We start from the raw sequence: 20,515 nt of genomic DNA on the forward strand, positions 1-20,515 counted from the left end.
TTGGTGGCACTTTCGCAGCGGATGAAGCGCATTTCCAGCAGAGCCGGTGGCAGCCGGGCACGCACGGCCGCACGGCTGGGCGCGCTGCTTCTCGCGCCCCTCCTGCTCACCCAGTGCGCGACGAATTACGCGCTGGTGGCGGACAGGCCGGAGGAAGCCGTGCGGAATGAAACCTTCGGCTACCGCAAGTGGATGAGCGCGAAAGCCGAGCCGGAGACCGTGGTCATCGGCGTCCACGGCTTTTGCGGAGCCTCCATTGACTACGAGAATCTCGGCAAGCGCCTCCTGAAGGATCGACCTGACATGGCCGTGTATGCCTACGAGGTGCGCGGCCAGGGGAAGGATCCGCTGAAGGAGCGCCGTGGCGACATCGATGATCCGGAGCTGTGGTTCAGCGATCTCGCGAAATTCTCCGCCATGGTGCGCACGAAGCACCCGGACGCACGCATCGTGTGGTTCGGCGAGAGCATGGGCGCGCTCATCGTTTCCCACGCCTACGAGCAGGCTGTCGCCGCCGGGGAAAAGCCGCCGTGCGATGCGATCGTGCTTTCCTCGCCGGTGGTGAAATTCCGCGAGGATTTCCCGAAGTGGAAGAAGGACCTCGTCCACGGCATCGCCGGGGTGATCCCGACGGCCCGCGTCTCGCTGGAGACCATGGCTGGCGGCCAGCAGGTGCAGATGACGCACGATACGGTGCACTCGCAGCAGGCGGAGACGAATTCCTGGCACATCGACCGGCACACGCTTCGCCTGCTCGTGGCGCTCAGCGACCTCATCGATGGCATGCCGGACTGCGCCCGCACCTTCTCCGTGCCGACGCTGGTGCTTCACGGCGGGAAGGACTTCTTCAGCAGCGAATCCGACGTGAAGGCCTTCTACGGCAACGTCCCGAAGGAGGCAAATCGCACCTACAAGCACTATCCCGAGAGCTACCACCTGCTGATGTATGACGATCAGAAGGACAAGGTAATCGGCGACGTGGAAAAGTGGCTCGCCCGGCTTCCGGAGGCAAAGCACTGAGCGGTCCGCACCGCAGGCAGCCCCGGCTTCGCCATTGCCAAGCCGCCCGGGCTGCGCCATCGTTCCCCTCCGATGATGAAACCGGCCTGCTGTCTCTTCCTTGCTCTCGGCCTCGCGGCGTGTGCGCCGAAGGCAGTCGTGGTCGAAGACCCGGTGCCACCGACCGGCCAGCGCAAGCCCACCAAGCCGGAAGCCGCTCCCACGACGGAACAGCCCCCCGCCTTGGTGAACCGGGACAGCGGCATGATCCTGCCCGACCTCACCAAGAGGCTGCCCAACGGCCGCGACATGGCCCCCACCACCCCGGCGCCCGCCGCCGGTGGCGGAGTCATCGCCACCCCGCCCACCGCCGACAAGCGCGGGGAGTGACCTGATGCGGTCCGGCAGGCTACCTGCAGCGGATTGGGCAAAGGAGGCGTCCACTCATCTTCCTTGTTATCATCGTCAGGTCACGCATGGTCCGACCGTGCGTTTCTCCTCCCTCCTGTTGATCGCCCTCACGGGCACCGTCGTGGCTCGCCCCCAGCTCAAGAAGCAGGAGTGGTATCCGGTGGAGCAGATCATTTCCCGAGCCGATGCTCCGGTTGGAAATCCAGGGAGTTCCGTTTTTGCAGCCGATGTCGAGATATCCGGACGGTGGCTGGCGGTCAGCGAATCGAGCTGGAGCGAATCCGGCGACTCCAGCGCCTCGGTTCACCTCTTCCAACGCACCAGCGGGGGTGCCCGGAAGCCCTGGCAATGGCGGCAGGAGGTGGAGGTCGATTCCATCAGCGCCTTCTCACCCGGCGCTCATCCGGAATTTCCCATGGCGCTGCGCGACCGCGAGCTCATGGTGGCCGCCCCATGGCCCGGCGGACTCTCGGTCTATGGCTTGGACCGCAGCGGGAAGTGGATCCTGACGCAGTCGATCGCACGAGCCTTCGAAGGGACCGTCTGGCCGAATGGAAAGATCCTCCTCTCGGATGACCTGCTCGCGTTCCCGAATGTCGGCGGGTCGCTTTTCATCTTCTCGCGAAACGCAGAGACCGGCGACTGGCAGCCTGAGCGCGAGTTCCCGCGGGGCACACTGAGCAATCCCAATGATTTCTTTCTCAGTGAAAACCGGCTCGCGCTCATCCGCCGCGGCAACGGTCAACCCGCCTACATCGAGTTCCACGAAAAGACGCCCGCCGGCACATGGACCGCAGGGGAGGCCGTCGAGCTCTTCAACCCCGGCTCGTTCCTTGTGTCCACCGTGAACATGCACGCGGCGTTTGACGGTGAGGTACTGGTCGTCGGGCTCGGAAACACCGACTTCCTCGGCAATCCCACGGGAGGAAGCATCCTGTGGAGGATCAGCAGGGAAGCCGGCGAGTGGTCCGTGGTGGATGAAGTGGAGATCCCGCTCCAGTCCTCGATGCTGGCGGCAAAGGACGGCTGTATCCTCGTCCATGGATTCACCCCGGACATGTTCGGGAATCCGATGTTCGGACAGGCTGCGATGCTCGACCGCGGTTTCCTGCAGCGGGGAAACATCCGCGCGGCGGCAGGAATGGCATCGCTGGATGGTGCCCGCTTTGCCACCAGCGCGACCCGCATGAACTTCCTCGGGAACACTTCCGACGAACGGGTGACCATTTTCAGAAATCCATGGGCGGGATGGTTTCGCCGCCGGTGAGGTCACTTGCCAAGCGGCCCACTAAGTTGGCTCAACCGCCCTTGGACTTCCTGCGGATGAGCACGTGCTTGTCCTTCCGCGAAAGCTCGAAGGAGCCGATGGCTTCCAAGAGTTCGCTCAGCTTGCCGTAGCCATAGTTCCGCGAGTCGAAGTCGGGCATGAGCTTGGAGAGGTGGGTTCCCACCAGCCCTAGCGATGCCCACTCGCTCTCCTCGCCCGTGGCGGAGTCGATGGCCGTGAGGATCTGCTGCACCAGCTTGCGATCCTTGCCCAGCTCGGCTCCCGTCTTCTTCGATTTCACCTCATTGCCCGCGGCGGTGTCGGATGCAGTCTGGAGGACTTCGGTATAAATGAACTTGTCGCACGCAGCGACGAAGGGCTTCGGAGTCTTCTTTTCCCCGAAGCCCAGCACTAGCAGACCTTGCTCGCGGATGCGTGCGGCAAGTCGCGTGAAATCGCTGTCGCTGGTGACCAGGCAGAAGCCCGAGAAGCGCCCGGTATAGAGCAGGTCCATCGCATCGATGATCATTGCGCTGTCGGTGGCGTTCTTGCCGGTGGTGTAGCTGAACTGCTGGATCGGCTGGATCGAGTGCTCGAGAAGCGGTCCCTTCCAGCCCTTCAGCTGATCGGACGTCCAGTTCCCGTAGATCCGCTTCACGCTCGCGGTGCCGTAGGCAGCGATCTCAGTGAGCACCGCGGCAATCACCGCCGCCTGAGCATTGTCCGCATCGATTAGCACTGCGAGCGGTTTCGTGACGGACGGGGCTTCTGGCATGAGTCCAGTCGTGCCCGATTCACCGGCATGACGCAACTTCCATAACTCTGGAAGATACGAGAATTGCCCGGCGAATCGGATCGGCATGTTCTCCGTCCTTTCGTGAAACCGCGGAGACACAGAGGTCACGGAGGATCGCAGAGATTATGGCAAATGGAGGCCCTTTCTTCGCCTCTCTGCGATCCTCCGCGACCTTTGCGCCTCCGCGGTTCATCTGCCCTGTCCGCAGCGCCCCCCTCACGCAAAAAAGCACGGGGCTTTCACCCCGTGCCTTTGACTTGTAGGAAGCGATGTCGCTTGTCCGGCTGGCTTACTTGCTCTTCTTCTCGCCGGGTTTCACGTCCACGATGCCGAGGTCGAGGTACTGGCCCCCGGTGGTCTGCTTGCAGTGGACGGCGATGACGTTCTTGCCAGGCTTCAGCGCGGCCTTGCCCTCGGGGAGGAGCGGCACGAGCGAGAGGTCCGTCACGAAGCCACCGGCGGCGGCAGCGCGCACGCCATTGATGAAGACCTCGATGTCCTCGTCGAAGTAAACGTGGAGCTGGATGCTGTCCGGAATGCTGGATGGCATCTCGATCTCGCGGCGGACCCAGATGTCGGAGCTGTTCCAGCGGGTACGGATCTTCGCATTCGGCGGACCGCCGGCGCCGAAGCCCGCGGCACCCTTCTTCCACTTCGAGTCATCGTAGCCGGTGGCGAACCACTCGCCCTCGGGGCGGTCGGTCGTGTAGCTCCAGACGATGCCGTCCTTCTCGATGCCGCTGGGCACGATGGTGGTGAGGACCGGCTCGATGTACTCGGGCATCGGGGCCCAGCCCTTCGCCTTGGTCACGTCGCGGCTCGCCCACTTCGTCCACAGGTCCTTGTGATAGAGGGCGGGCAGGAAGACGCCGCCGACCACGGGGCGAGCGGTGAAGCCCTCCTTCCGCGCGTTCACGGTGTCATACCAGTCACCCATCGGCAGGCGGACCGGGCCTTCGTTCACGAACTTGATGATGGGCGCGATGAGGGCTTCGAAATCCGAGCGATCCTGCGTGAGCGAAGCCGTCCAGACGATCCAGTCGAGCTTCGTGTAGTCGCGGCGGTTGTCGAGCGGCAGGCCGTAGGCATTCTGCTTCTTCAGGTAGAAGTCCATCTCGGTGCGGAGGACTTCATCGGGGAAGAGGCCGAGGCCGAGGATCTTGTCCCAGACGAGGTTGTACTTCTGGCTCCAGGTGCCCGGGCGGTCAAAGGCGAGGCGGTAGTGGTCACCGTCCTTCGCTTCCTTCACCCAGCGCTGGGCGAAGTCCTTCGCGAGCGCGGTGTATTCCGCAGCCTTCTCCTTTTCCCCGCGCATGTCGCAGAGCTTGCCAAAGGCGGCGAGGGCGCAGATGGCCTTCGCGCTGAGGTTCACATTGTGCGCCATGTGACCGGCGAAGTCGTCGGTGCAGAGCTGGTTCGCCGGGTCGTAGCCTTCCTTCTTGAGGTATTCCGCCCATTGCTCCAGGCGGCTCCAGTAGAGGCCCGCGTAGTCGGCATTTCCCTCCATCTGGGCGAGGGCGGCCATCAGCAGGAGCAGATTGCCGCTTTCCTCCACGGGCATCTGGTCGTGCTCGGTCTTTTCACCGCCGCCATAGACCTGGCCATTTGCGTGCGGATAGGTACCCAGATCGTGCGGGGCGAAGGGGAATTTCCAGCGGTCGCTCTTCGCATACTCCATGAAGGGCGCGAGGAAGGACTTCGCCAGCGACGGGCTCAGCAGCAGGAACTGCGGGGCCATGGGGTAAAAGACATCCGACGTGGCGATGCAGCCGTTCGAGTGGTTCTCCTTCGAGAACTGCAGCGGCTGACCATTGTCATCGGCGACGAACTTGCCGGCGGCAAAGCAGTGGCGGTAGGACAGCGCGGCGAGCTTCGCGTATTTCACGCCGCCGATCTTTTCCATGTCTGCCATCAGCTCGGTGTCGAAGGCTTCGCAGCGCTTGCTCAGCTCGGCGAATTCCTTTGCGGAAGCGGCGAGCAGGTCCTTTGCCTCCCAGCCGTCCTTCCGCCAATAGGCGCGGAGGTTCTTGCGGTTGAACTGGATCGCGTAGATGTCGTCATAGGCGATCATCGCCCACTTCGAGACGGGGTCATTGCCCACCTGGAAGGACTTCAGCTCCAGGCCAGCACCCACGCCATCGGCGCGATCTGCCTCGCCCTTGGCACCTTTCTGCTGGCCAAGGCCATTGCCCGCGAAGGCGATGCCGAGTTCATTCGGCGCGCCAAAGGCACGCCCGGCGGTATCGCCCTCCGGGGCGGCGAGATAAAGGTAGCCCCAGTCGATGCGCTGGTCATCGCCCTTCTTCTGGAGGACGGGCTGGTCCTTCGATCCCATGCGGACCACGGCCAGGCCGTCGGCGCTGGCATCATTCCACGTCACGTCCTGGTCCGGCGTATTCACCGTCAGCTCGCCGGAAGCGCCGAAGAACACGGACACGTCGTGCGGCTTCCCGTCCGTGGACTTGAACTCATACGAGAGATACGTGACCGGGCGGGAAAGCAGGCTGATATCGTCCGGCAGCGCCGGGGTCATGAAGGTGAGCGACATGGAGACGCCCGCACCCTCGAAGGTGTAGATCGTGCGCGTGGGCAGCACGGTGAGGCTCTTTTGCTCCAGCGCCGGGGTGGCGAGCGGGGTGGCACCCATCACGCGGAAGGCCTGGCCATCGATCTTCACCAGGCTGGTGAGCTGGTGCTGCTTGCCCGTCCAGTGGGTGGTCTCCACGCCATTCAGCGTGTCGCCGGGCGACCAGATGCTGAAATACGGGTCGCAGGCGACCAGCGGCGTCGAGGGCGGGATGACATCGTTTTCACCCGCCGGGGCTTGGCGGAGCTGGCCGTGCGCCAGCGTGAGGCTCAGGGTGCTGGCAGCCAGCAGCACGGCCTTCGGGTTGAGGATGGAATGGTGTTTCATGGATGAGATGCGGACTTGGGTTTAACGGAGGATCCGGCAGGCCGGAAAGCGATCATGATGGATCGGATCAGGCGCGACGTCGCCGGGAAAACCGCTGGTATTCCCAAGAACCGCCGCCGCCCGTTACGTTCTGAAACGCGTTTATTCTGTCAAACAGTTTGCCCGGCATTTGCATTCGGGCGCTACTGACATCCTGGCAGCGGTAAGCACAGGTCCGCTGGAAAACTCACAGGGGAGGCTGAAACAGGGATGGCGGATTTTTGATGAACCGCCAAGTCGCCAACGACGCCAAGACTTCCCGAGCAGTGTCAAAACCGTGGCATCGGCATCCTGCCGATAGCCTCCCCAACCCCTTCCCATCATAAGGTCATCTACCAAAGAATCGCAGAATCTTGCCCATGAAGGACCCCGCTCCACGGCCCGGAGGCTTCGTCTCGATGGTCCCGATGCGGGAGTCTCTCAACAGGATGAGATCGACCATCCGGAAAACCTCCGCCGCGAGATCCGGCGAGCCGAGCAACTCCTCACGCGACAAGGCACGTCCCGCCACTTTCCGATCATCGTGCCGCCTGCCCTGCGCATCGATGACCGTGAAGAAGTTGCGCTCGGCGTCATTGAAGTAAACCAAGGACACGGCGACCCGCTCGGCCGGATCCGCCTCATCCCCCCATGGTCCGAGGATCAGGTCGAAATTGGCAGGATGCTCCGACACGCCGAGCGTCCAATGCACGAAGTAAGCGGCGCGGGTAGGACCACCATTCCCGCCGTGAATGAAGCCATTAACCAAGCGGCTCAGGTGCCCGCAGTCCGCACAGGCACCGGTATCCTTCTCGCCCTTCGGCTCTAATTCCAGCTCGTCCTCAGCGTCGTCGGCAGGAGGTGGTTCTCCATTCATCGTCAGGAGTCTACTTGCCATGACATCCTCATGGTCAAGGCTGGCGGCAAGATGCCGCAGCCACTTTTTCCCTGCTCACCCCACCTCGAAGAAGAGCGTGAATTCCTGGCGGTTGTAGGTGAGGTGCGTCCTGGCGATGAGTTCCAGCCCGGAGGCCGTGGCGTAGGCTTCGGCGGCGCGCAGCAGTTCCAGCATCTCGCCGGGCGTGTCCGCCCCGGCGGCTTTCAGGGTGAAGACGATCTTCCCGCCGGGCCGCAGGCTTTTCGAGAGCCGCACCACCTGCCGCAGCGAGCCGCGCGGGTCGCCATTCATGTCGCAGAGCAGGGCGTCGAATTCACCCTTCGGCTGGAAGGTGTCCACATCCCCGCGGACGAAAGTGAGGCCCGGGGCGCGGTCGAGCCGGGCATCCAGCGCCGCCTTGTCGATGGCCGTGACGCGATAGCCGCGGTCGAGCAGCTCCGCCGTCATGCCGCCCGGGCTGGCACCCAGCTCCAGCCAATGCGCTCCTGCGGGCAGGTCCGGCCGGTGGAGCTTCAGGTAGTGCAGCGCCTCGGCGATCTTCGCCCCGGCCCGGCTGATGGCCTCGCTCTGGCGGATGAATTTCGTCCCGCCGGGGTAGAAGCCATTCGCCTCCCGCGGGCTGCGGATGCCGCAGTAGAGGCCTTCCTTCCCCACCAGCGCGAAAAGCGTCCCCGCCTCCGGATCCTGCGACTCCACGTCCGCCACCGGCAGCGTGGGGAAGAGCTGGAGCACGCGCCCGCGGAGATTCGTCGCGAGATGCTTGTAGTAGGGATGCGGCGCGCCGGGCAGCAGCGGCCCGGTGAAGATCGCCTGCGGGGCGCGGTCGCCGAATTTCTTCAGGATGCCCTGCGCGGCCTTTTCCACGAAGCCGTCCATCTTCTGCGGGCAGCACGGCCACGCATGGTCCACCGGCAGCGCCCAGCGGATGAAAATGGACCACTCCGAGTCCTCGAGCGCCGAGGGATCGGCCAGGTCCACCAGATGGTAGTCGCTGCCCAGCGCCTTCCGCGGCCTGGCCCCCAGCCCCTCCAGGATCTGCGGCGCGAAGGGCGCGAAGACATCGGGAATGCGGATGAGCCAGGGCGTAGTCGTCACCGCGTTTTCCTGAAGCCCCGCGCCGCGACGGACAACTCCGAATCGCGACCGACCGCCGCTTAGCGGACGTAATCGAGCGTCTTTTCGCGCGAGATGCGGAATTCCGCCAGCGTCACCTGGCCGTCGCCATTCGTGTCGGCCTCCTTGAAGGGCGCGGCGAGGGTCTTCTTCACCGCGGCACTGGAGCGGGCCTCGTGCAGGGTGATCTTGCCGGTGCCGCTGGTGTTCACCTTGTAGAAGCCTTCCTTGGTGCCGCCATTCGAGACGAATTCCTTCTCGGTGATCACCGAGTCCTTGTCCTTATCGTAGCGGGCGAACATCTCGCCGATGAGGTAGGAGTCATACTCCGCGCGCGAGACCTTGCCATCGCCATCCAGATCGGCGGCCTTGAAGGACTGCTCGGGCGTGACGGTCGAGGCCTGGGCGGATTTCCCGGTGAAGCAGCTCGTGGAGACGAGGGCGGCGGCGAGGCAGAGGAGTGCGGATACGGGTTTCATGGTGATGAATGATGACTGGAGTTACGGCTACGCGGTCAATCCATTTCACGGCAATCACCCATCGCAACCGATAGTCTCAGTAGGGCACCCTTCCATCGCCTTCCGGGCGAGTGCCTGCTCCTCCGGCGAGACCGGCTGATGCCAGACATAGCTCAGGCCCTCCTCGTCATCCCGGCGGAAGACCTGCGGGGCGATCTCCCGGCAGTAGTCGCAGTCGATGCAGGAGGTGTCATTGTAATATGGACCGGGGACATTGCCCGGATGCTTTTCGGTTCGGTCGGCCATGACGGGAATGATGACCGGACTCTGCCATTGCGTTAAATTCATTGATGGCATGGATTAATCACATTCCAGCATGAATGAGCCTTCACTCCCGGCCATCGATCTCCACGGGCTGCACCTCGTGCGGCTGGTGGCTGCACACGGCGGGATGACTGCCGCGGCGAAGGCTGCGGGGCTTTCACAAAGCGCGCTGACGCGGCAGATCCAGCTCATCGAGTCGCGGCTGGGCGTGACGCTTTTCCAGCGCACCACACGGCGGGTGACGCTGACCCCTGCCGGAAGCCTACTGCTGCGGGAAACGGAGGCCGTGCCAGGCATCATGGCCGGGGCACTGAGGCGGCTCGGCGAGGAATTCCACGGCCATGCGAGGAAGATCCGCATCGGATTTTCCCGCAGTGTCTCGCTGGCCCACCTGCCCGGCGTGCTGCACGGCTTCGTCCGCCGCCACCCGGAGGTCACCGTGACGGTCTCCCATCACGCGGGGTCAAAGCTGGTGGAAGACGTGGCCGACTCCCGGCTGGACGTGGGCGTTCTTTGCCCGCCATCGCGGCTGCCTGCGGGAGTGGAAGTCACCCACCGTATCGCCGACTCCTTTGCGATCATCGCACCACACGGGCATTCCGTCCCGGCGGTCGCTGCCGACCGCAGGGAATGGCGGAGCTGGGCAGAGGCGCAGGCATGGATCCATCCGCCCGCCGGCACCCGGTCGCGCGCTTGCATCGACGCATGGTGGGAGAAGCGCGGCGCGGCCATCTCCCCGGCGATGGAGCTGGATAGCTTTGACATGGCCATCCACCTCGTGGCGCTGGGCCTCGGCACGGCGTGCGTGCCGCGCCGGGCGGTGAGCACCTTCGCCCGCAAGCGCCGCCTCCAGCGCGTGCGCCTGCCGGAGCCGCTGGCCCGCGAACTGGTCGTCATCGTCCCGCAGCGCGGCTCGGTGCCGGACCACATCCGCGACTTCGTCGGCAGCATCCTTTTCTGAAAAGAAGGAGAAATTCCGTGCTCGTTCCCGGTCCGGGCCTGCTGCTATTCTCGCGGCGGGCATGATCATCCTCATCCGCAACATCGACCGCAACATCACCGAAGAACACGTCCGCCGGATGCTCGACCAGTACGGGAAGGTGAAGACCTTCGATCTGGTGATCGACAAGGTGACCGGGAAGTCGAAGGGCTTCGGCTTCGCCGACATGCCGTCGATCGACCAGGCGGAGCAGATGATCAAGGGCCTGAACGGCACCCAGCTCGGCGGCGAGAAGCTGCGGGTGAAGCGCGCCGCGGCCTCCTCGCTGCTCGGGACCCATGAACCGCGCCCGAAGACGGTGGAAAAGAAGCGCCACTTCGCCAAAAAGGCGGCGAAGAAGACCGCCCGGAAAGCCGCCAAGAAAGCCCCGCGGAAATTCACCGCCAAGCGCGCGCCGCGGCGGGAAGATTGAGGCGACGAGCTCTTGTGGGATCGACAGGCAGCGCCTTCAGAGCCGGTCCTGCCAATATCCGGGACGGCGGCTGGAATGTGCCACCGCCACCACCACAAGAACCTCCTCCCTCACCACATAGGCGAGGTAATAGGGAAAGACGGGACAATTGACGCGTCGATACCCGCCTCGGCGCTCTCTCCACAAATAAGGAGCGGAAACGACCGTCAGCAGCATTCGGGCGACCTCATCGCGAAGCCGCTTTCCCAGACCCGCTTCCTTGCCTTCGTAGTAAGCTACCGCATCAAAGAGGTCCGCACGGGCCTCTGCGGAAAATTCGGCTCTCATGATCCGAACCGCTGATCAAGCTCCCTGAAAACCTCGGAGGCAGCATGAGTCGTGGTCTCGCCCCGATCCAGCCGGTCGATCCGGCGGAGAATCTCAGCTTCCCACAAGGCTTCGATGGACGGCTCCGGTTGCGGTTCAGCACTGGCAAGGATCCTGTGCGCAAGGGTAACCTTCTGATCATCCGGCAGCAGCAGGGCTTCCTTTTCCAGCAATTCCAAGGTCGAGGCCATGGGACCAACTTACCCACCATGGACCTCGATTCCAGCCCAATCAACGGGCTTGCTGGAGATCATTGCCGCCAACGCAGGGCTCCGCACCTTTGGGTGCCGAGCCCTTTTCGGGGCCAAAATCAGCCTGGTGGCGGTTGGTTACGGCTTACCCACCGTCGCGGTGCCGGTCATGGTGACAGGGCCGGTCATGGTCATCTTCACGCCCTCGTTCGGCGAGCCTTCCACGGTCATGGTGCCGGTCAGCTTCGACTCCAGGTCCACGAGGTCCGCCAGCGAGCGGTGGACGAGGGTTTCACCCTTGAGCTTGATGTTCATGGCGGGCGCGTCGCCTTCCTTCTCGGCGGTGCCGGAGATGTCGAGGGTGGACTTCAGCACTGCGCAGGAAGTTCCGGCGACTTCCTTCACTTCCACGAATTCCACGGAAAAGGTGCCCGTCAGACCGGTCGCACCGCCGAAGCTCTCCAGCTTCTTCACGTCCACCTCCCACTTGTCACCTGGCTTGCGCGGCTTGTCGCCGTAGACGAGGAAGTCGGTATCGGATTCCTGCTGCTTGGCTTGCCCTTCCAGTGCGGTCTTTTGCTCCTCGGTCGGCTCGCCTTCCTCCAGAGTGGCGGTCCACTTGCCATCCTTCTTTTCAAAGATGACGGGGAGGCCCTGCAGCGGGTCCGCCACTTCCGGCGACGGCTGCTCCTGGCCCATGATGATCATGCGGTGCTCCGCGGTCTTGCTGGTGAGGATGCGGCGCGCCTTGGTCTCCGAGATGCCTTCGGTGACCTCGGTCGAGGTCTCCTTCATGCCATAGGTGCCCTCCATCTTTTGCTCGCCCACGGAGAGGGTGAGCGCGGAGCCGGCGACGTCGTGGACCATGGTCTCAGTCACGGCCTTCCCCGGCGCGGGCAGGCTGCCCGCACGGGCGAGCACGTGCCCATCGGCACCGAGGGAGACGCCACTGGCGATGAGGGAAGCGAGGACGACAAGAGACGCGCGGATATTCATTTGCAGATACTCGTAGTGTGTCCCCTCGCGGGATGGAAAGGAGATTCGCGGCGATTGACGCCGGGCCCGGACTGCGCCGGGATGGGATGAGATGACAGCAGCAGATCACTCGAAAGCCGTGGCATGCCTGCAACGCTCCTGCCCCTCCATGAAGGCGCTCATCCGCCGTGTTGGCCCGTGCCGGATGGAGATCGAGAGCACCCGCACGCCCTTCCAGTCGCTCGTGAATGCCGTGGCGCACCAGCAGCTCCATGGCAAGGCGGCGCAGACCATCCTGGGGCGCTTCCGCGGACTCTTCGGCGGCCGCTTCCCCGGACCGAAGGCACTGGCCACCGTGACGGACGACCAGCTCCGCGCCGTCGGCTTTTCCCGCGCGAAAACCGCCGCCATCCGGGACATCGCGGAAAAGACCCTCTCCGGCGTGGTGCCGGGGTCAAAGGCGATCGTGGAGCTCTCCGACGAGGAAATCATCGCCCGCCTCACGCAGGTGCGCGGCGTGGGACGCTGGACGGTGGAGATGCTGCTCATCTTCACCCTCGGCCGGCCGGACGTGTGGCCGGTGGACGACTTCGGCATCCGCGCCGGGTGGAAGATCGCCTACGGTCTCGACGAAATGCCGAAGCCGAAGGAACTGCTGGCACTCGGCGAGCGCTTCCAGCCGCACCGCTCCGTCGCCGCGTGGTACTTCTGGCGCGCCACCGACATGAATCGCTCGCCGGAGCCGTGAGCGGTCACCGCCCGGAGGAGATCGCCGCCCGGCCATCCCCATCCAGATCCCCGCGCGGGCGCACGATCCTGAAGCGGTCCCCTGCATCCTCCACGTCGTAGAGCTTCGCCCGCGTTGTCGGCTTTCCAAAGGGCCGGTGCACCACCAGCATGCGCTGGCCGGCGAAGGTATCGAAGAACATGCCGTGCCCGCTATCGCCATCCACCAGTGGATCGAGCTGCTCCCACGGCCCCTCCAGCTTGCCTGTCTTTGATCGCGCCTGCGTCTCGATGTAGACGCCATTCCGGTAGCTGGACCAGAGCATGACGAGCGAGCCATCCCGCGTGCGGTAGAGCTGGCAGCCATCCGTCACATAGCTGAGCTGCGCGGCATCCGGCTTCAGGCTCGCATTCAGCCACGGCGCATCGGAGCCCTTGAAAAGATGGATGGGCTCGCCCTTCGTCGCGGAGAGATCGTCCGTCAGGCGGATGGCGGAGATGGTGCCGTCGATCTTCTGGATCCACTCGTGGCAATAGACCATCCACGGCTGCCCCTCGGGATCGAGGTAGAGCGTGCCATCCAGCGTCATGAAATTCCGCGGCGGATGCGGGCCATCCTTCTTCAGCAATTCGAAAGGCCCCTCGGGCGAATCCGCCACGGCCACCGCGGTGCCACGCAGGTGATTCGGCCGCCAGGTCTCCGGCGGCTTTGCGAAGACGGAGTCGTTGTTGTGCAGCGTGACGAAGAGATAGTAGCGGCCCCGGTAGGCATGCACCTCGGAGGCCCACGTGCCGTGCGTGGGATTTGCCCAGATGCCATCCGGCACCCGGAAGACCTCCACCGGCCCGGTCCAGTGCTTCAGGTCCGTGCTCTTGTAGGCCTTCACGCCATTCCGCCGCGTCGCCTCGTCTCGCGAACTCGTATAGAGGTAGTAGGTCTTGCTCCCCGCATGCGGCAGTATCCACGGGTCATGCACGCGGATGTCCTGCAGGAGCAGCGTTTCCTTCGTCGGCACGGCGGGCTCCTGTGCTGCTGCTATACCACCGGCAGCGAGGGCTATGCCTGCGAGCAGGGAGCGGAGGAAAGTCGGAAGCGTGCGTGGATTCATCGGCGCGGTAGGGTTGCGACGGGAGAGACACATCTCCAGTCACCCCCTTCCTACACCATCACGCTCCGTGCGGTCCTGACTGTTCGTGGAAGTTCCCCTCGGAATTCCGCACGAAGACGGAGGGTGAGAGCGCGTAGGGGCGCTCCGAGTGATCGTCCGCGATCTTTTCCGCGAACTGCCGGTGCAGGTCCGCGCTGCTATCCAGCCGCCAGCAGATGAGGAAGTCGCGATTCGGAATGCCGAAGCGGAAGGTCTCGCCCAGGTGTGTGGCGATGAATTCCTGGAGGCGCGGCAGGAGGATGCGAGCGGCATCGTAGCCATCCCCGGCATCGATCGCGAGGAAGGTGTCCTCGTCATTCTTGCTGAGATGCATGCCGATGCCGCGGCTGATCTCTTCCAGATTCTCCAGCGCGATCTCGTAGATCTCATCCGCCGTGGTGTCCCAGCGCTTCAGGTCCGCCTGCCTCACGTAGGCGTAAGCCTGCGGGAAGTCCGCTACGATGCCGATGGTGACTCCTTTCGCGAAGGGAAACGCGATGATGGGCAGCGGTGCCACCTCCGCATACTCGGCCGGCATGAGCTGCAGGCGGAGCTGGTCCCGCAGCTCCTCCAGCGTGAGATCGTCCAGGCTCGGCGTCTCATTCCGCAGGATGGGCCCGAAGTGGTCCGCGACCATGGTGGCCAGTTCTTCGTCCGCCAGATCCCCCAACTCGCACTTCGCGCGGAGGTTTTGCAGGCCGAGCCTTATCTGCCCGGCGACGATCACATCGTCCTCCTCCGGATCCACCTCGAAGTCCAACTCCGGAAACACCTCCCCCGCGATCTCGATCACCCGCGCCCGGAACTCCTCCGCATCCTCGTGCATGCGCGATGTCATCGGTGGTTTCCCGCGCGCTGGCAAGCGGGGGGTGTGGCCACGCGCCCCAACGCCGCCCATCCACCTCGTAGTCGCAGTAGTGACACTGCGGAAGCCACCCATGCAGCCCACTTCCACCCCTCAGCCCCCGCGTGAAAAATAAAAGCCGCCCGCAGTTTCCCGCTGGCGGCTCGTTGAAGAAATCTGATCCGGCTCTTTCGAAGCAGCCCGGCCTCACGGCTCCACGATCAGCTCGTCGCCCACCTGCGGCTTCACTTGGCCGAAGACTGCCGTCGGACTGGCCGAGGCTCCTTCCGGAGCGACCTCGCCAACCTTCAGCTTGCCGAGGATGCCGGAATTCCGCCGGACACTGAGAACCACGTCGGCCTTCACGACCGCGGGATCGAGGATCTCCAGAATGGCGAATGTCCCGAGATTCGGGTCTTCCAGCCACTCGGAAATCTTTGCCACCACCGGTGCGGCGGCGATCGCCTTTGCCCGCTGCTCGGCGTCCGGCAGAGCAGGCATGTCCGGCGTCACCGGCGCGACCTCCTCGGCCGGCGTTTCATCGGGGAAGACCGCTCCCGTCTCCGGCGCATCCTGCTCGGACATCTCCGGGATATCCGGCATGGCAGGCACGCCGGTGCCCGGAGCGGACGGCGGCGAGAGCGGCACACCGAGCATCAGTCGCTCCTTCTCCTCCTGCAGGAGCTTCCGCTGCTGCTCGATCTCGGCGATCTGCCGATGCACTTCCGACAGTTCCTTCTTCGGCGTGGCGCGCACGTCCTGGCGGAAATTTTTCCACGACATCGCCAGCGCGCCTACCAGCAGCGCCACCGTCATGCAGAGGAGTAGCTTGATCGTGTCCATGCCCCCAACTTCCAGCTTCAAACGCCCCGTGGCAAGCCCGGCGAAATCCATTGCTTGACTTCGTGTTGTTTTTACACTTTCTTCCCGCCAGCGAACGAACGTCATGGCCCACACCTACGAGTTCCCCCGCCCCGCGCTGACCGTGGACTGCGTGGTCTTCGGCTTCGATGGCACGGGCCTGCAGGTCCTCCTCATCCGGCGCGGCATCGAGCCCTTCCTCGGTGCCTGGGCGCTGCCAGGCGGCTTCGTCCGCATGGAGGAGGATCTGGAAGACGCCGCACGCCGCGAGCTGGAGGAGGAGACCAGCCTGCGCGATGTCTTCCTCGAGCAACTCCGCACATTCGGCACGCCGGGCCGGGACCCGCGCGGCCGGGTGGTCAGTGTCGCGTGGTATGCCCTCGTCCGGCCGGACCAGCATCCGGCGAAGGGGGACACGGATGCGAGCGAGGCGGCCTGGTTTCCCATCGGCGGGCTGCCCGGCCTCGCCTTTGACCACGACCACATCCTCGCCGCCGCGCTGGAGCGCCTGCGGGGGAAAATCCGCTACCAGCCGGTGGGCTTCGAGCTGCTGCCGAGGCACTTCACCCTGACCCAGCTCCAGGCGCTCTACGAGGCCATCCTCGGTCGGCCCATCGACAAGCGGAACTTCCGCAAGAAGCTCCTGTCATTTGATTTCCTCACTCCCCTCGACGAATTCACCAGCGGTGCCCACCGGCCCGCCCGGCTCCACCGCTTCGACCGCCGCAAGTACGACGCCGCGGCGAAGCGGGGATTCCTCTTCGACCTCTGAACCTCTTCCAACAGAAACCCCGCGCATGAACAGCCCGCTCCAGACCGATCTCTACCAGCTCACCATGGCCGCCGCCTACTGGCAGGCGGGAAAGGCGGAGCAGGAAAGCGTCTTCCATCTCTTCTTCCGCAGGCTGCCCTTCCACGGTGGCTATGCCATCGCGGCGGGTCTGGAGCCCGCGCTGAAGTGGCTGGAAGATTTCCGCTTCCGCGCGGAGGAGCTGGACTACCTCGCCTCGCTGCGCACGCGGAATGACCACCCGCTCTTCCGCGAGGATTTCCTGGCGTATCTCGCGGACGTGCGGCTGGAGTTGGACATCGATGCCGTGCCCGAGGGCTCGGCCGCCTTTGCCCACGAGCCGCTGCTGCGGGTGCAGGGGCAGATCCTCCATGCCCAGCTCGCCGAGACCGCACTGCTGAATCTGGTGAACTTCCAGACGCTCGTCGCCACGAAGGCCGCGCGCATCTGCCACGCCGCGGCGGGCGGTCCGGTCTTCGAGTTCGGCTACCGCCGCGCGCAGGGACCGGATGGCGGGCTGGGGGCGAGCCGCGCCGCATTCATCGGGGGCTGCGAGGGCACCTCGAATGTCCTCGCAGGCCAACAGTTCGGCATCCCGGTGAGGGGCACGCACGCCCACTCGTGGGTGATGTCCTTCGATGACGAGCAGGAGGCATTCGACCGCTATGCCGAGGCGATGCCGGACAACTCGACCCTGCTGGTGGACACCTACGACACGCTGGATGGCGTGGACAAGGCGATCGCCACCGCGCGCACGCTGCGCGAGCAGGGCCACGAGCTGAGCGGCATCCGCCTCGACTCGGGCGACCTCGCATGGCTCAGCCAGCAGGCCCGCGCGAAATTCGATGCCGCCGGTTTCCCGGGTGTGAAGATCGTGGCCAGCAACGACCTCGACGAGCACCTCATCGAAAGCCTGCGCCACCAGGAAGCGAAGATCGATGTCTGGGGCGTGGGCACGAATCTCGTCACCGCCGCGGACCAGCCCGCGCTCGGCGGCGTGTACAAGCTCGCCGCGCTGCGTCGCGACGACGGGAGCTGGCAGCCGCGCATCAAGCTGAGCGAGCAGACGGCGAAGAGCTCCATCCCCGGGCGGCTGCAGGTGAGGCGCTTCGTGGAAGGCGGGAAATTCATCGGCGACGCGATCTACGATGTGGATCGTACTTTCGGGGAGACCACCACGATCATCGACCCTGCTGACCCCATCCGGACAAAGGAGATCCCCGCGGGCACCGAGGCCGTCGAATTGCTACAGCCCGTGATGAAGGGTGGCCGGCGCACCGGTCCCGCCGAATCGCTCGAAACAATCAGAACCCGCTGCCAGGAGAATCTGGCCGCACTCCACACCGGGATCCTCCGGCTTAAAAATCCGCACGCCTATCCCGCCGGCCTTGAAGAAGGACTTCATGAGCACCGGGAGAAGATCCTGCGGGAACTGCGATGAAATCGCCGCCATTGAAAATGGACCAAAAACGAATCAGCAAATTCCTCAGCCTCGTGCTGAGGCACGAGCCCGGCAAGATCGGGATCACCCTCGACGCCCAGGGCTGGACGGACATCCACGAACTCATCCTGGCCGCAGGCCGGCATGGCATTCACTTCGATCGGAAGACACTGGCCGAGATCGTCGGCACGAACGACAAGCAACGCTTTGCACTCAGTGAAGACGGCACGCGCATCCGTGCGAACCAAGGACATTCCGTGACGGTTGACCTCGCCCTCGTACCGGAGCAACCGCCGGAGATCCTCTATCACGGGACAGTCGGGAAATTCCTGAAGTCGATCCGGACCACCGGCCTTCACAAGGGCGAGCGCCACCACGTCCACCTCAGCCGCGATCTGACAACCGCGACCAAGGTCGGCCAGCGGCGAGGCGCTCCGGTGATCCTCTCCATCCGCTCCGCCGCCATGGCCGAGGCCGGCCACCTATTCTTCCTTTCCGACAACGGCGTCTGGCTCACCGACACCGTGCCACCGGAATTCATCGGGTTTCCGTGAGATACCGCAGCCGCGCCATCCCAGCCCGGAGTGACATCATAACCAGCCCCGGAGGGGCACCAGAAATTAGCCGGTGGCGTGAGCCACCGGGAATCGGATCAAATCTTCAGCAAGCCCCGAAGGGGCGACAGAAGGACGGTCACCAAACAAACCTCTCGTCGAACTCAACTCCACACTTCTTGAGAAATTCGAGATACTCTTCCTGAAACCCTTTCTTCCGATGATGCTCCGCTTGTCCATTGATGTAATCCCTCACCACCGGGCACTGGGATGGACTGACCGAAAAGGCACCATACCCTTCCTGCCACGAAAATTTCGGCATGCCGATTTCCTCGTGCACCCAACGCGACGATACAGCCTTCACGCTGCGGACCACCTCCGCCACCGAATGCGTCGCCCGAAGCCCGATCAGGAGATGCATGTGATCCGAAACTCCGCCAACAGCTTCCGGGACAGCACCGAGGTTTCCAACAACACCACCGGCAAACGAATGCAACCGATCCAGCCAATCCGGAGCGATGAGCGGCATCCTGTCCTTCGTGCTGAAGATCACATGAACGTGCAGGGCGAGATGGGTGGAGGGCATGACCGGTTCTTCATCCAGCGACCCTGCCGGGACGCCTGATCACTCTCTAACCAAATCCGGTGGCTGACGCCACCGGCTAATTTCCGGAATCCCTCCGGGATCAAAAATCTGAAGCAAGCCCTCGCGGACGCCGTTCGTCAGACCAGATCCAGCCCAATCATACGTCAGCCGACCACGATGACCCCACCTGTCCGCCGATGAACGCGAATCAACAGACATCAACCAGGATTTCATTTCACAGAAACTTCCCAGCCCCGGAGGGGTGTCGGAGATTAGCCGGTGGCGTCAGCCACCGGACATCAACACAACAGACACACCCGCCCCGGAGGGTCGGCAAGACGCGTCGCAGATCTTTCCGCATCTCCCAAACTCGTACGACACCAAATTCTCCACGCCACCCATGAACAAATCCGCAAAAGCAGCGTGCCTCCTCGGTGGCGCGCTCGGTGATTCCCTGGGCCTTCCCGCCGAGGGTCTGAATGCGCGGCGCATCGCGCGGATGTGGCGGGGCGAGTGGCGGCATCGCTTCTTCTTCGGCAGGGGCATGGTGAGTGACGATACGGAGCACGCCGTAATGACCGCGCTGAGCCTCGCGAAGAACAGCCGCGATCCGGATGCCTTTGCCAAGGATCTGGCCGGGCGACTGCGCTGGTGGTTCGCCGGTATCCCGGCGGGCGTCGGCCTCGCGACGGCGAAGTCGGCGATGAAGCTGTGGCTCGGCGCGAGCCCCGCGCGCAGCGGCGTGTGGTCGGCGGGGAACGGGCCGCTGATGCGGGCGCCGGTCATCGGCGTCCACTTCGCCGACGATACGGAGAACCGCGACCGCTTCAGCGATGCCTCCACGCGCATCACCCACTCGGATCCCCGCGCGCTGGAGGCCGCCCGCCTCATCGCAAAGGCCGCCACGCTCGCTACGGATGGAGTGCAGAACCAGATCGTGATCCTCGATTCGCTGGAGCGCCAGATCGAGAGCGCCGAGATGAAGACCCGCTTCCCGCTGCTCCGGAGCGGGCTCGCGGATGGCATCGATGTCGGCACCTTCGCCGACTCTTTTGGCAGGAAGCCGGGATTCGTCAGCGGATTCGCCCCGGACACCGCGGCGGTGGCCATCTTCGCGTGGCTAAGGCATCGCGGCGACTTCCGAAGTACGGTGACCACCGTAATTGCCGCCGGTGGCGATACCGACACGGTCGCTTTTGTGGCGGGATCCCTCGCCGGGATCGACGCGAAGGCGGAAGGCATGCCGCCCGAGTGGATCGCGGGACTGAAGGACTGGCCGCTGGATGGCGCGCTGCTCTCACGGCCCGACCCGCCCGAGTCCCTGCGCTATCCCGTATGGCCGCTCTCGCTGGTGCGGAATGGATGCTTCCTCCTCATCGTGCTGGCCCACGCCCTCCGCCGCCTCCTGCCACCCTATTGATAT

At 64.3% G+C, this 20,515-nt stretch carries 23 protein-coding genes; 10 read left to right on the forward strand and 13 right to left on the reverse strand.

Annotated features, from left to right (window positions below; all coding sequences use genetic code 11):
• The first annotated feature begins 21 nt into the window (after nt 1–21).
• The 3 genes from OKA04_RS20245 to OKA04_RS20255 all read left to right on the forward strand — a co-directional run bounded on the left by OKA04_RS20245 (nt 22) and on the right by OKA04_RS20255 (nt 2,677).
• Nucleotides 22–1,020 carry an alpha/beta fold hydrolase gene (locus OKA04_RS20245; protein WP_264503032.1) on the forward strand — a complete coding sequence of 333 codons (999 nt, stop codon included), beginning with the start codon at nt 22–24 and terminating at the stop codon, nt 1,018–1,020.
• A gap of 72 nt (nt 1,021–1,092) precedes the next feature.
• Nucleotides 1,093–1,389 (forward strand): hypothetical protein, encoded by a 297-nt coding sequence (locus tag OKA04_RS20250; RefSeq protein ID WP_264503033.1) that lies wholly within the window; start codon nt 1,093–1,095, stop codon nt 1,387–1,389.
• Nucleotides 1,390–1,486: 97 nt separating this feature from the next.
• Nucleotides 1,487–2,677 (forward strand): hypothetical protein, encoded by a 1,191-nt coding sequence (locus OKA04_RS20255; protein WP_264503034.1) that lies wholly within the window; start codon nt 1,487–1,489, stop codon nt 2,675–2,677.
• A 31-nt stretch (nt 2,678–2,708) separates the two neighbouring features.
• On the opposite strand, the gene OKA04_RS20260 is transcribed toward OKA04_RS20255, so the two are convergent.
• From OKA04_RS20260 to OKA04_RS20285, 6 genes are all read right to left on the reverse strand, one after another.
• Nucleotides 2,709–3,452, reverse strand: coding sequence for an NYN domain-containing protein (locus OKA04_RS20260; RefSeq protein WP_264503035.1), 744 nt, complete (start codon nt 3,450–3,452; stop codon nt 2,709–2,711).
• 310 nt (nt 3,453–3,762) lie between these two features.
• Nucleotides 3,763–6,387, reverse strand: coding sequence for a glutaminase family protein (locus tag OKA04_RS20265; RefSeq protein WP_264503036.1), 2,625 nt, complete (start codon nt 6,385–6,387; stop codon nt 3,763–3,765).
• Nucleotides 6,388–6,754: 367 nt separating this feature from the next.
• Nucleotides 6,755–7,303 (reverse strand): hypothetical protein, encoded by a 549-nt coding sequence (locus OKA04_RS20270; RefSeq protein WP_264503037.1) that lies wholly within the window; start codon nt 7,301–7,303, stop codon nt 6,755–6,757.
• Between the two features lie 54 nt (nt 7,304–7,357).
• Nucleotides 7,358–8,398 carry an SAM-dependent methyltransferase gene (locus OKA04_RS20275; protein ID WP_264503038.1) on the reverse strand — a complete coding sequence of 347 codons (1,041 nt, stop codon included), beginning with the start codon at nt 8,396–8,398 and terminating at the stop codon, nt 7,358–7,360.
• A 59-nt stretch (nt 8,399–8,457) separates the two neighbouring features.
• The gene (locus OKA04_RS20280) at nt 8,458–8,895 is read right to left on the reverse strand and encodes an EF-hand domain-containing protein (RefSeq protein ID WP_264503039.1); all 438 of its coding nucleotides are present in this window, start codon (nt 8,893–8,895) and stop codon (nt 8,458–8,460) included.
• A 54-nt stretch (nt 8,896–8,949) separates the two neighbouring features.
• Nucleotides 8,950–9,180, reverse strand: coding sequence for a ferredoxin (locus tag OKA04_RS20285; RefSeq protein ID WP_264503040.1), 231 nt, complete (start codon nt 9,178–9,180; stop codon nt 8,950–8,952).
• Nucleotides 9,181–9,250: 70 nt separating this feature from the next.
• Here OKA04_RS20285 and OKA04_RS20290 point away from each other — a divergent pair, with 70 nt between their 5' ends.
• On the forward strand, nt 9,251–10,159 hold the full coding sequence (locus tag OKA04_RS20290; protein ID WP_264503041.1) for a LysR family transcriptional regulator: 909 nt from the start codon (nt 9,251–9,253) through the stop codon (nt 10,157–10,159).
• 61 nt (nt 10,160–10,220) lie between these two features.
• A complete protein-coding gene (locus OKA04_RS20295; protein ID WP_264503042.1) occupies nt 10,221–10,610 on the forward strand; it encodes an RNA recognition motif domain-containing protein in 390 nt (129 codons plus the stop codon).
• Between the two features lie 36 nt (nt 10,611–10,646).
• Here the strand turns inward: OKA04_RS20295 and OKA04_RS20300 are convergent, their stop codons facing one another.
• The 3 genes from OKA04_RS20300 to OKA04_RS20310 all read right to left on the reverse strand — a co-directional run bounded on the left by OKA04_RS20300 (nt 10,647) and on the right by OKA04_RS20310 (nt 12,163).
• Nucleotides 10,647–10,937: a type II toxin-antitoxin system RelE/ParE family toxin gene (locus OKA04_RS20300; protein ID WP_264503043.1), complete on the reverse strand. Its 291-nt coding sequence runs from the start codon at nt 10,935–10,937 to the stop codon at nt 10,647–10,649.
• Complete coding sequence (locus OKA04_RS20305; protein ID WP_264503044.1) at nt 10,934–11,167, reverse strand: addiction module protein; 234 nt, start codon at nt 11,165–11,167, stop codon at nt 10,934–10,936. Before OKA04_RS20305 ends, OKA04_RS20300 begins: the two co-directional genes overlap by 4 nt.
• 138 nt (nt 11,168–11,305) lie before the next feature.
• Nucleotides 11,306–12,163, reverse strand: coding sequence for a hypothetical protein (locus OKA04_RS20310; protein WP_264503045.1), 858 nt, complete (start codon nt 12,161–12,163; stop codon nt 11,306–11,308).
• A 148-nt stretch (nt 12,164–12,311) separates the two neighbouring features.
• Here OKA04_RS20310 and OKA04_RS20315 point away from each other — a divergent pair, with 148 nt between their 5' ends.
• Entirely contained in the window at nt 12,312–12,890 is a 579-nt protein-coding gene (locus tag OKA04_RS20315; protein WP_264503046.1) for a DNA-3-methyladenine glycosylase family protein, read from the forward strand.
• A 4-nt stretch (nt 12,891–12,894) separates the two neighbouring features.
• Here OKA04_RS20315 and OKA04_RS20320 read toward each other — a convergent pair whose 3' ends face one another.
• From OKA04_RS20320 to OKA04_RS20330, 3 genes are all read right to left on the reverse strand, one after another.
• Nucleotides 12,895–13,977 carry a glycoside hydrolase family 43 protein gene (locus OKA04_RS20320; protein ID WP_264503047.1) on the reverse strand — a complete coding sequence of 361 codons (1,083 nt, stop codon included), beginning with the start codon at nt 13,975–13,977 and terminating at the stop codon, nt 12,895–12,897.
• A 58-nt stretch (nt 13,978–14,035) separates the two neighbouring features.
• Nucleotides 14,036–14,854 (reverse strand): DUF1444 family protein, encoded by an 819-nt coding sequence (locus OKA04_RS20325; protein ID WP_264503048.1) that lies wholly within the window; start codon nt 14,852–14,854, stop codon nt 14,036–14,038.
• Nucleotides 14,855–15,067: 213 nt separating this feature from the next.
• Complete coding sequence (locus OKA04_RS20330; RefSeq protein WP_264503049.1) at nt 15,068–15,703, reverse strand: hypothetical protein; 636 nt, start codon at nt 15,701–15,703, stop codon at nt 15,068–15,070.
• 103 nt (nt 15,704–15,806) lie between these two features.
• Between OKA04_RS20330 and OKA04_RS20335 the strand changes: the two genes are divergently transcribed.
• The 3 genes from OKA04_RS20335 to OKA04_RS20345 are packed head-to-tail and all read left to right on the forward strand — an operon-like array spanning nt 15,807 to nt 18,506.
• Nucleotides 15,807–16,493, forward strand: a complete 687-nt coding sequence (locus OKA04_RS20335; protein ID WP_264503050.1) for an NUDIX hydrolase — start codon at nt 15,807–15,809, stop codon at nt 16,491–16,493.
• A 25-nt stretch (nt 16,494–16,518) separates the two neighbouring features.
• Nucleotides 16,519–17,952, forward strand: coding sequence for a nicotinate phosphoribosyltransferase (locus tag OKA04_RS20340; protein ID WP_264503051.1), 1,434 nt, complete (start codon nt 16,519–16,521; stop codon nt 17,950–17,952).
• Nucleotides 17,953–17,969: 17 nt separating this feature from the next.
• A complete protein-coding gene (locus OKA04_RS20345) occupies nt 17,970–18,506 on the forward strand; it encodes an RNA 2'-phosphotransferase (RefSeq protein ID WP_264503052.1) in 537 nt (178 codons plus the stop codon).
• Nucleotides 18,507–18,645: 139 nt separating this feature from the next.
• Here the strand turns inward: OKA04_RS20345 and tnpA are convergent, their stop codons facing one another.
• Nucleotides 18,646–19,092: an IS200/IS605 family transposase gene (gene tnpA, locus OKA04_RS20350; protein WP_264503053.1), complete on the reverse strand. Its 447-nt coding sequence runs from the start codon at nt 19,090–19,092 to the stop codon at nt 18,646–18,648.
• A gap of 400 nt (nt 19,093–19,492) precedes the next feature.
• On the opposite strand from tnpA, the gene OKA04_RS20355 reads away from it, so the two are divergent.
• Nucleotides 19,493–20,512 (forward strand): ADP-ribosylglycohydrolase family protein, encoded by a 1,020-nt coding sequence (locus tag OKA04_RS20355; protein ID WP_264503054.1) that lies wholly within the window; start codon nt 19,493–19,495, stop codon nt 20,510–20,512.
• Nucleotides 20,513–20,515: the final 3 nt, after the last annotated feature.

The sequence above is a fragment of the Luteolibacter flavescens genome, assembly GCF_025950085.1.
In the GTDB taxonomy this organism is placed as follows: Bacteria; Verrucomicrobiota; Verrucomicrobiia; order Verrucomicrobiales; family Akkermansiaceae; genus Haloferula; species Haloferula flavescens.

Excerpts from the sequence above, each read along its gene's own strand:
- OKA04_RS20245 (WP_264503032.1), top strand. The coding sequence starts at position 22 with ATGAAGCGCATTTCCAGCAGAGCCGGTGGCAGCCGGGCACGCACGGCC.
- OKA04_RS20250 (WP_264503033.1), top strand. The coding sequence starts at position 1,093 with ATGATGAAACCGGCCTGCTGTCTCTTCCTTGCTCTCGGCCTCGCGGCG.
- OKA04_RS20260 (WP_264503035.1), bottom strand. The coding sequence starts at position 3,452 with ATGCCAGAAGCCCCGTCCGTCACGAAACCGCTCGCAGTGCTAATCGAT.
- OKA04_RS20265 (WP_264503036.1), bottom strand. The coding sequence starts at position 6,387 with ATGAAACACCATTCCATCCTCAACCCGAAGGCCGTGCTGCTGGCTGCC.
- OKA04_RS20270 (WP_264503037.1), bottom strand. The coding sequence starts at position 7,303 with ATGGCAAGTAGACTCCTGACGATGAATGGAGAACCACCTCCTGCCGAC.
- OKA04_RS20280 (WP_264503039.1), bottom strand. The coding sequence starts at position 8,895 with ATGAAACCCGTATCCGCACTCCTCTGCCTCGCCGCCGCCCTCGTCTCC.
- OKA04_RS20285 (WP_264503040.1), bottom strand. The coding sequence starts at position 9,180 with ATGGCCGACCGAACCGAAAAGCATCCGGGCAATGTCCCCGGTCCATAT.
- OKA04_RS20290 (WP_264503041.1), top strand. The coding sequence starts at position 9,251 with ATGAATGAGCCTTCACTCCCGGCCATCGATCTCCACGGGCTGCACCTC.
- OKA04_RS20295 (WP_264503042.1), top strand. The coding sequence starts at position 10,221 with ATGATCATCCTCATCCGCAACATCGACCGCAACATCACCGAAGAACAC.
- OKA04_RS20300 (WP_264503043.1), bottom strand. The coding sequence starts at position 10,937 with ATGAGAGCCGAATTTTCCGCAGAGGCCCGTGCGGACCTCTTTGATGCG.
- OKA04_RS20305 (WP_264503044.1), bottom strand. The coding sequence starts at position 11,167 with ATGGCCTCGACCTTGGAATTGCTGGAAAAGGAAGCCCTGCTGCTGCCG.
- OKA04_RS20310 (WP_264503045.1), bottom strand. The coding sequence starts at position 12,163 with ATGAATATCCGCGCGTCTCTTGTCGTCCTCGCTTCCCTCATCGCCAGT.
- OKA04_RS20315 (WP_264503046.1), top strand. The coding sequence starts at position 12,312 with ATGAAGGCGCTCATCCGCCGTGTTGGCCCGTGCCGGATGGAGATCGAG.
- OKA04_RS20320 (WP_264503047.1), bottom strand. The coding sequence starts at position 13,977 with ATGAATCCACGCACGCTTCCGACTTTCCTCCGCTCCCTGCTCGCAGGC.
- OKA04_RS20325 (WP_264503048.1), bottom strand. The coding sequence starts at position 14,854 with ATGACATCGCGCATGCACGAGGATGCGGAGGAGTTCCGGGCGCGGGTG.
- OKA04_RS20330 (WP_264503049.1), bottom strand. The coding sequence starts at position 15,703 with ATGGACACGATCAAGCTACTCCTCTGCATGACGGTGGCGCTGCTGGTA.
- OKA04_RS20335 (WP_264503050.1), top strand. The coding sequence starts at position 15,807 with ATGGCCCACACCTACGAGTTCCCCCGCCCCGCGCTGACCGTGGACTGC.
- OKA04_RS20340 (WP_264503051.1), top strand. The coding sequence starts at position 16,519 with ATGAACAGCCCGCTCCAGACCGATCTCTACCAGCTCACCATGGCCGCC.
- OKA04_RS20345 (WP_264503052.1), top strand. The coding sequence starts at position 17,970 with ATGGACCAAAAACGAATCAGCAAATTCCTCAGCCTCGTGCTGAGGCAC.
- tnpA (WP_264503053.1), bottom strand. The coding sequence starts at position 19,092 with ATGCCCTCCACCCATCTCGCCCTGCACGTTCATGTGATCTTCAGCACG.
- OKA04_RS20355 (WP_264503054.1), top strand. The coding sequence starts at position 19,493 with ATGAACAAATCCGCAAAAGCAGCGTGCCTCCTCGGTGGCGCGCTCGGT.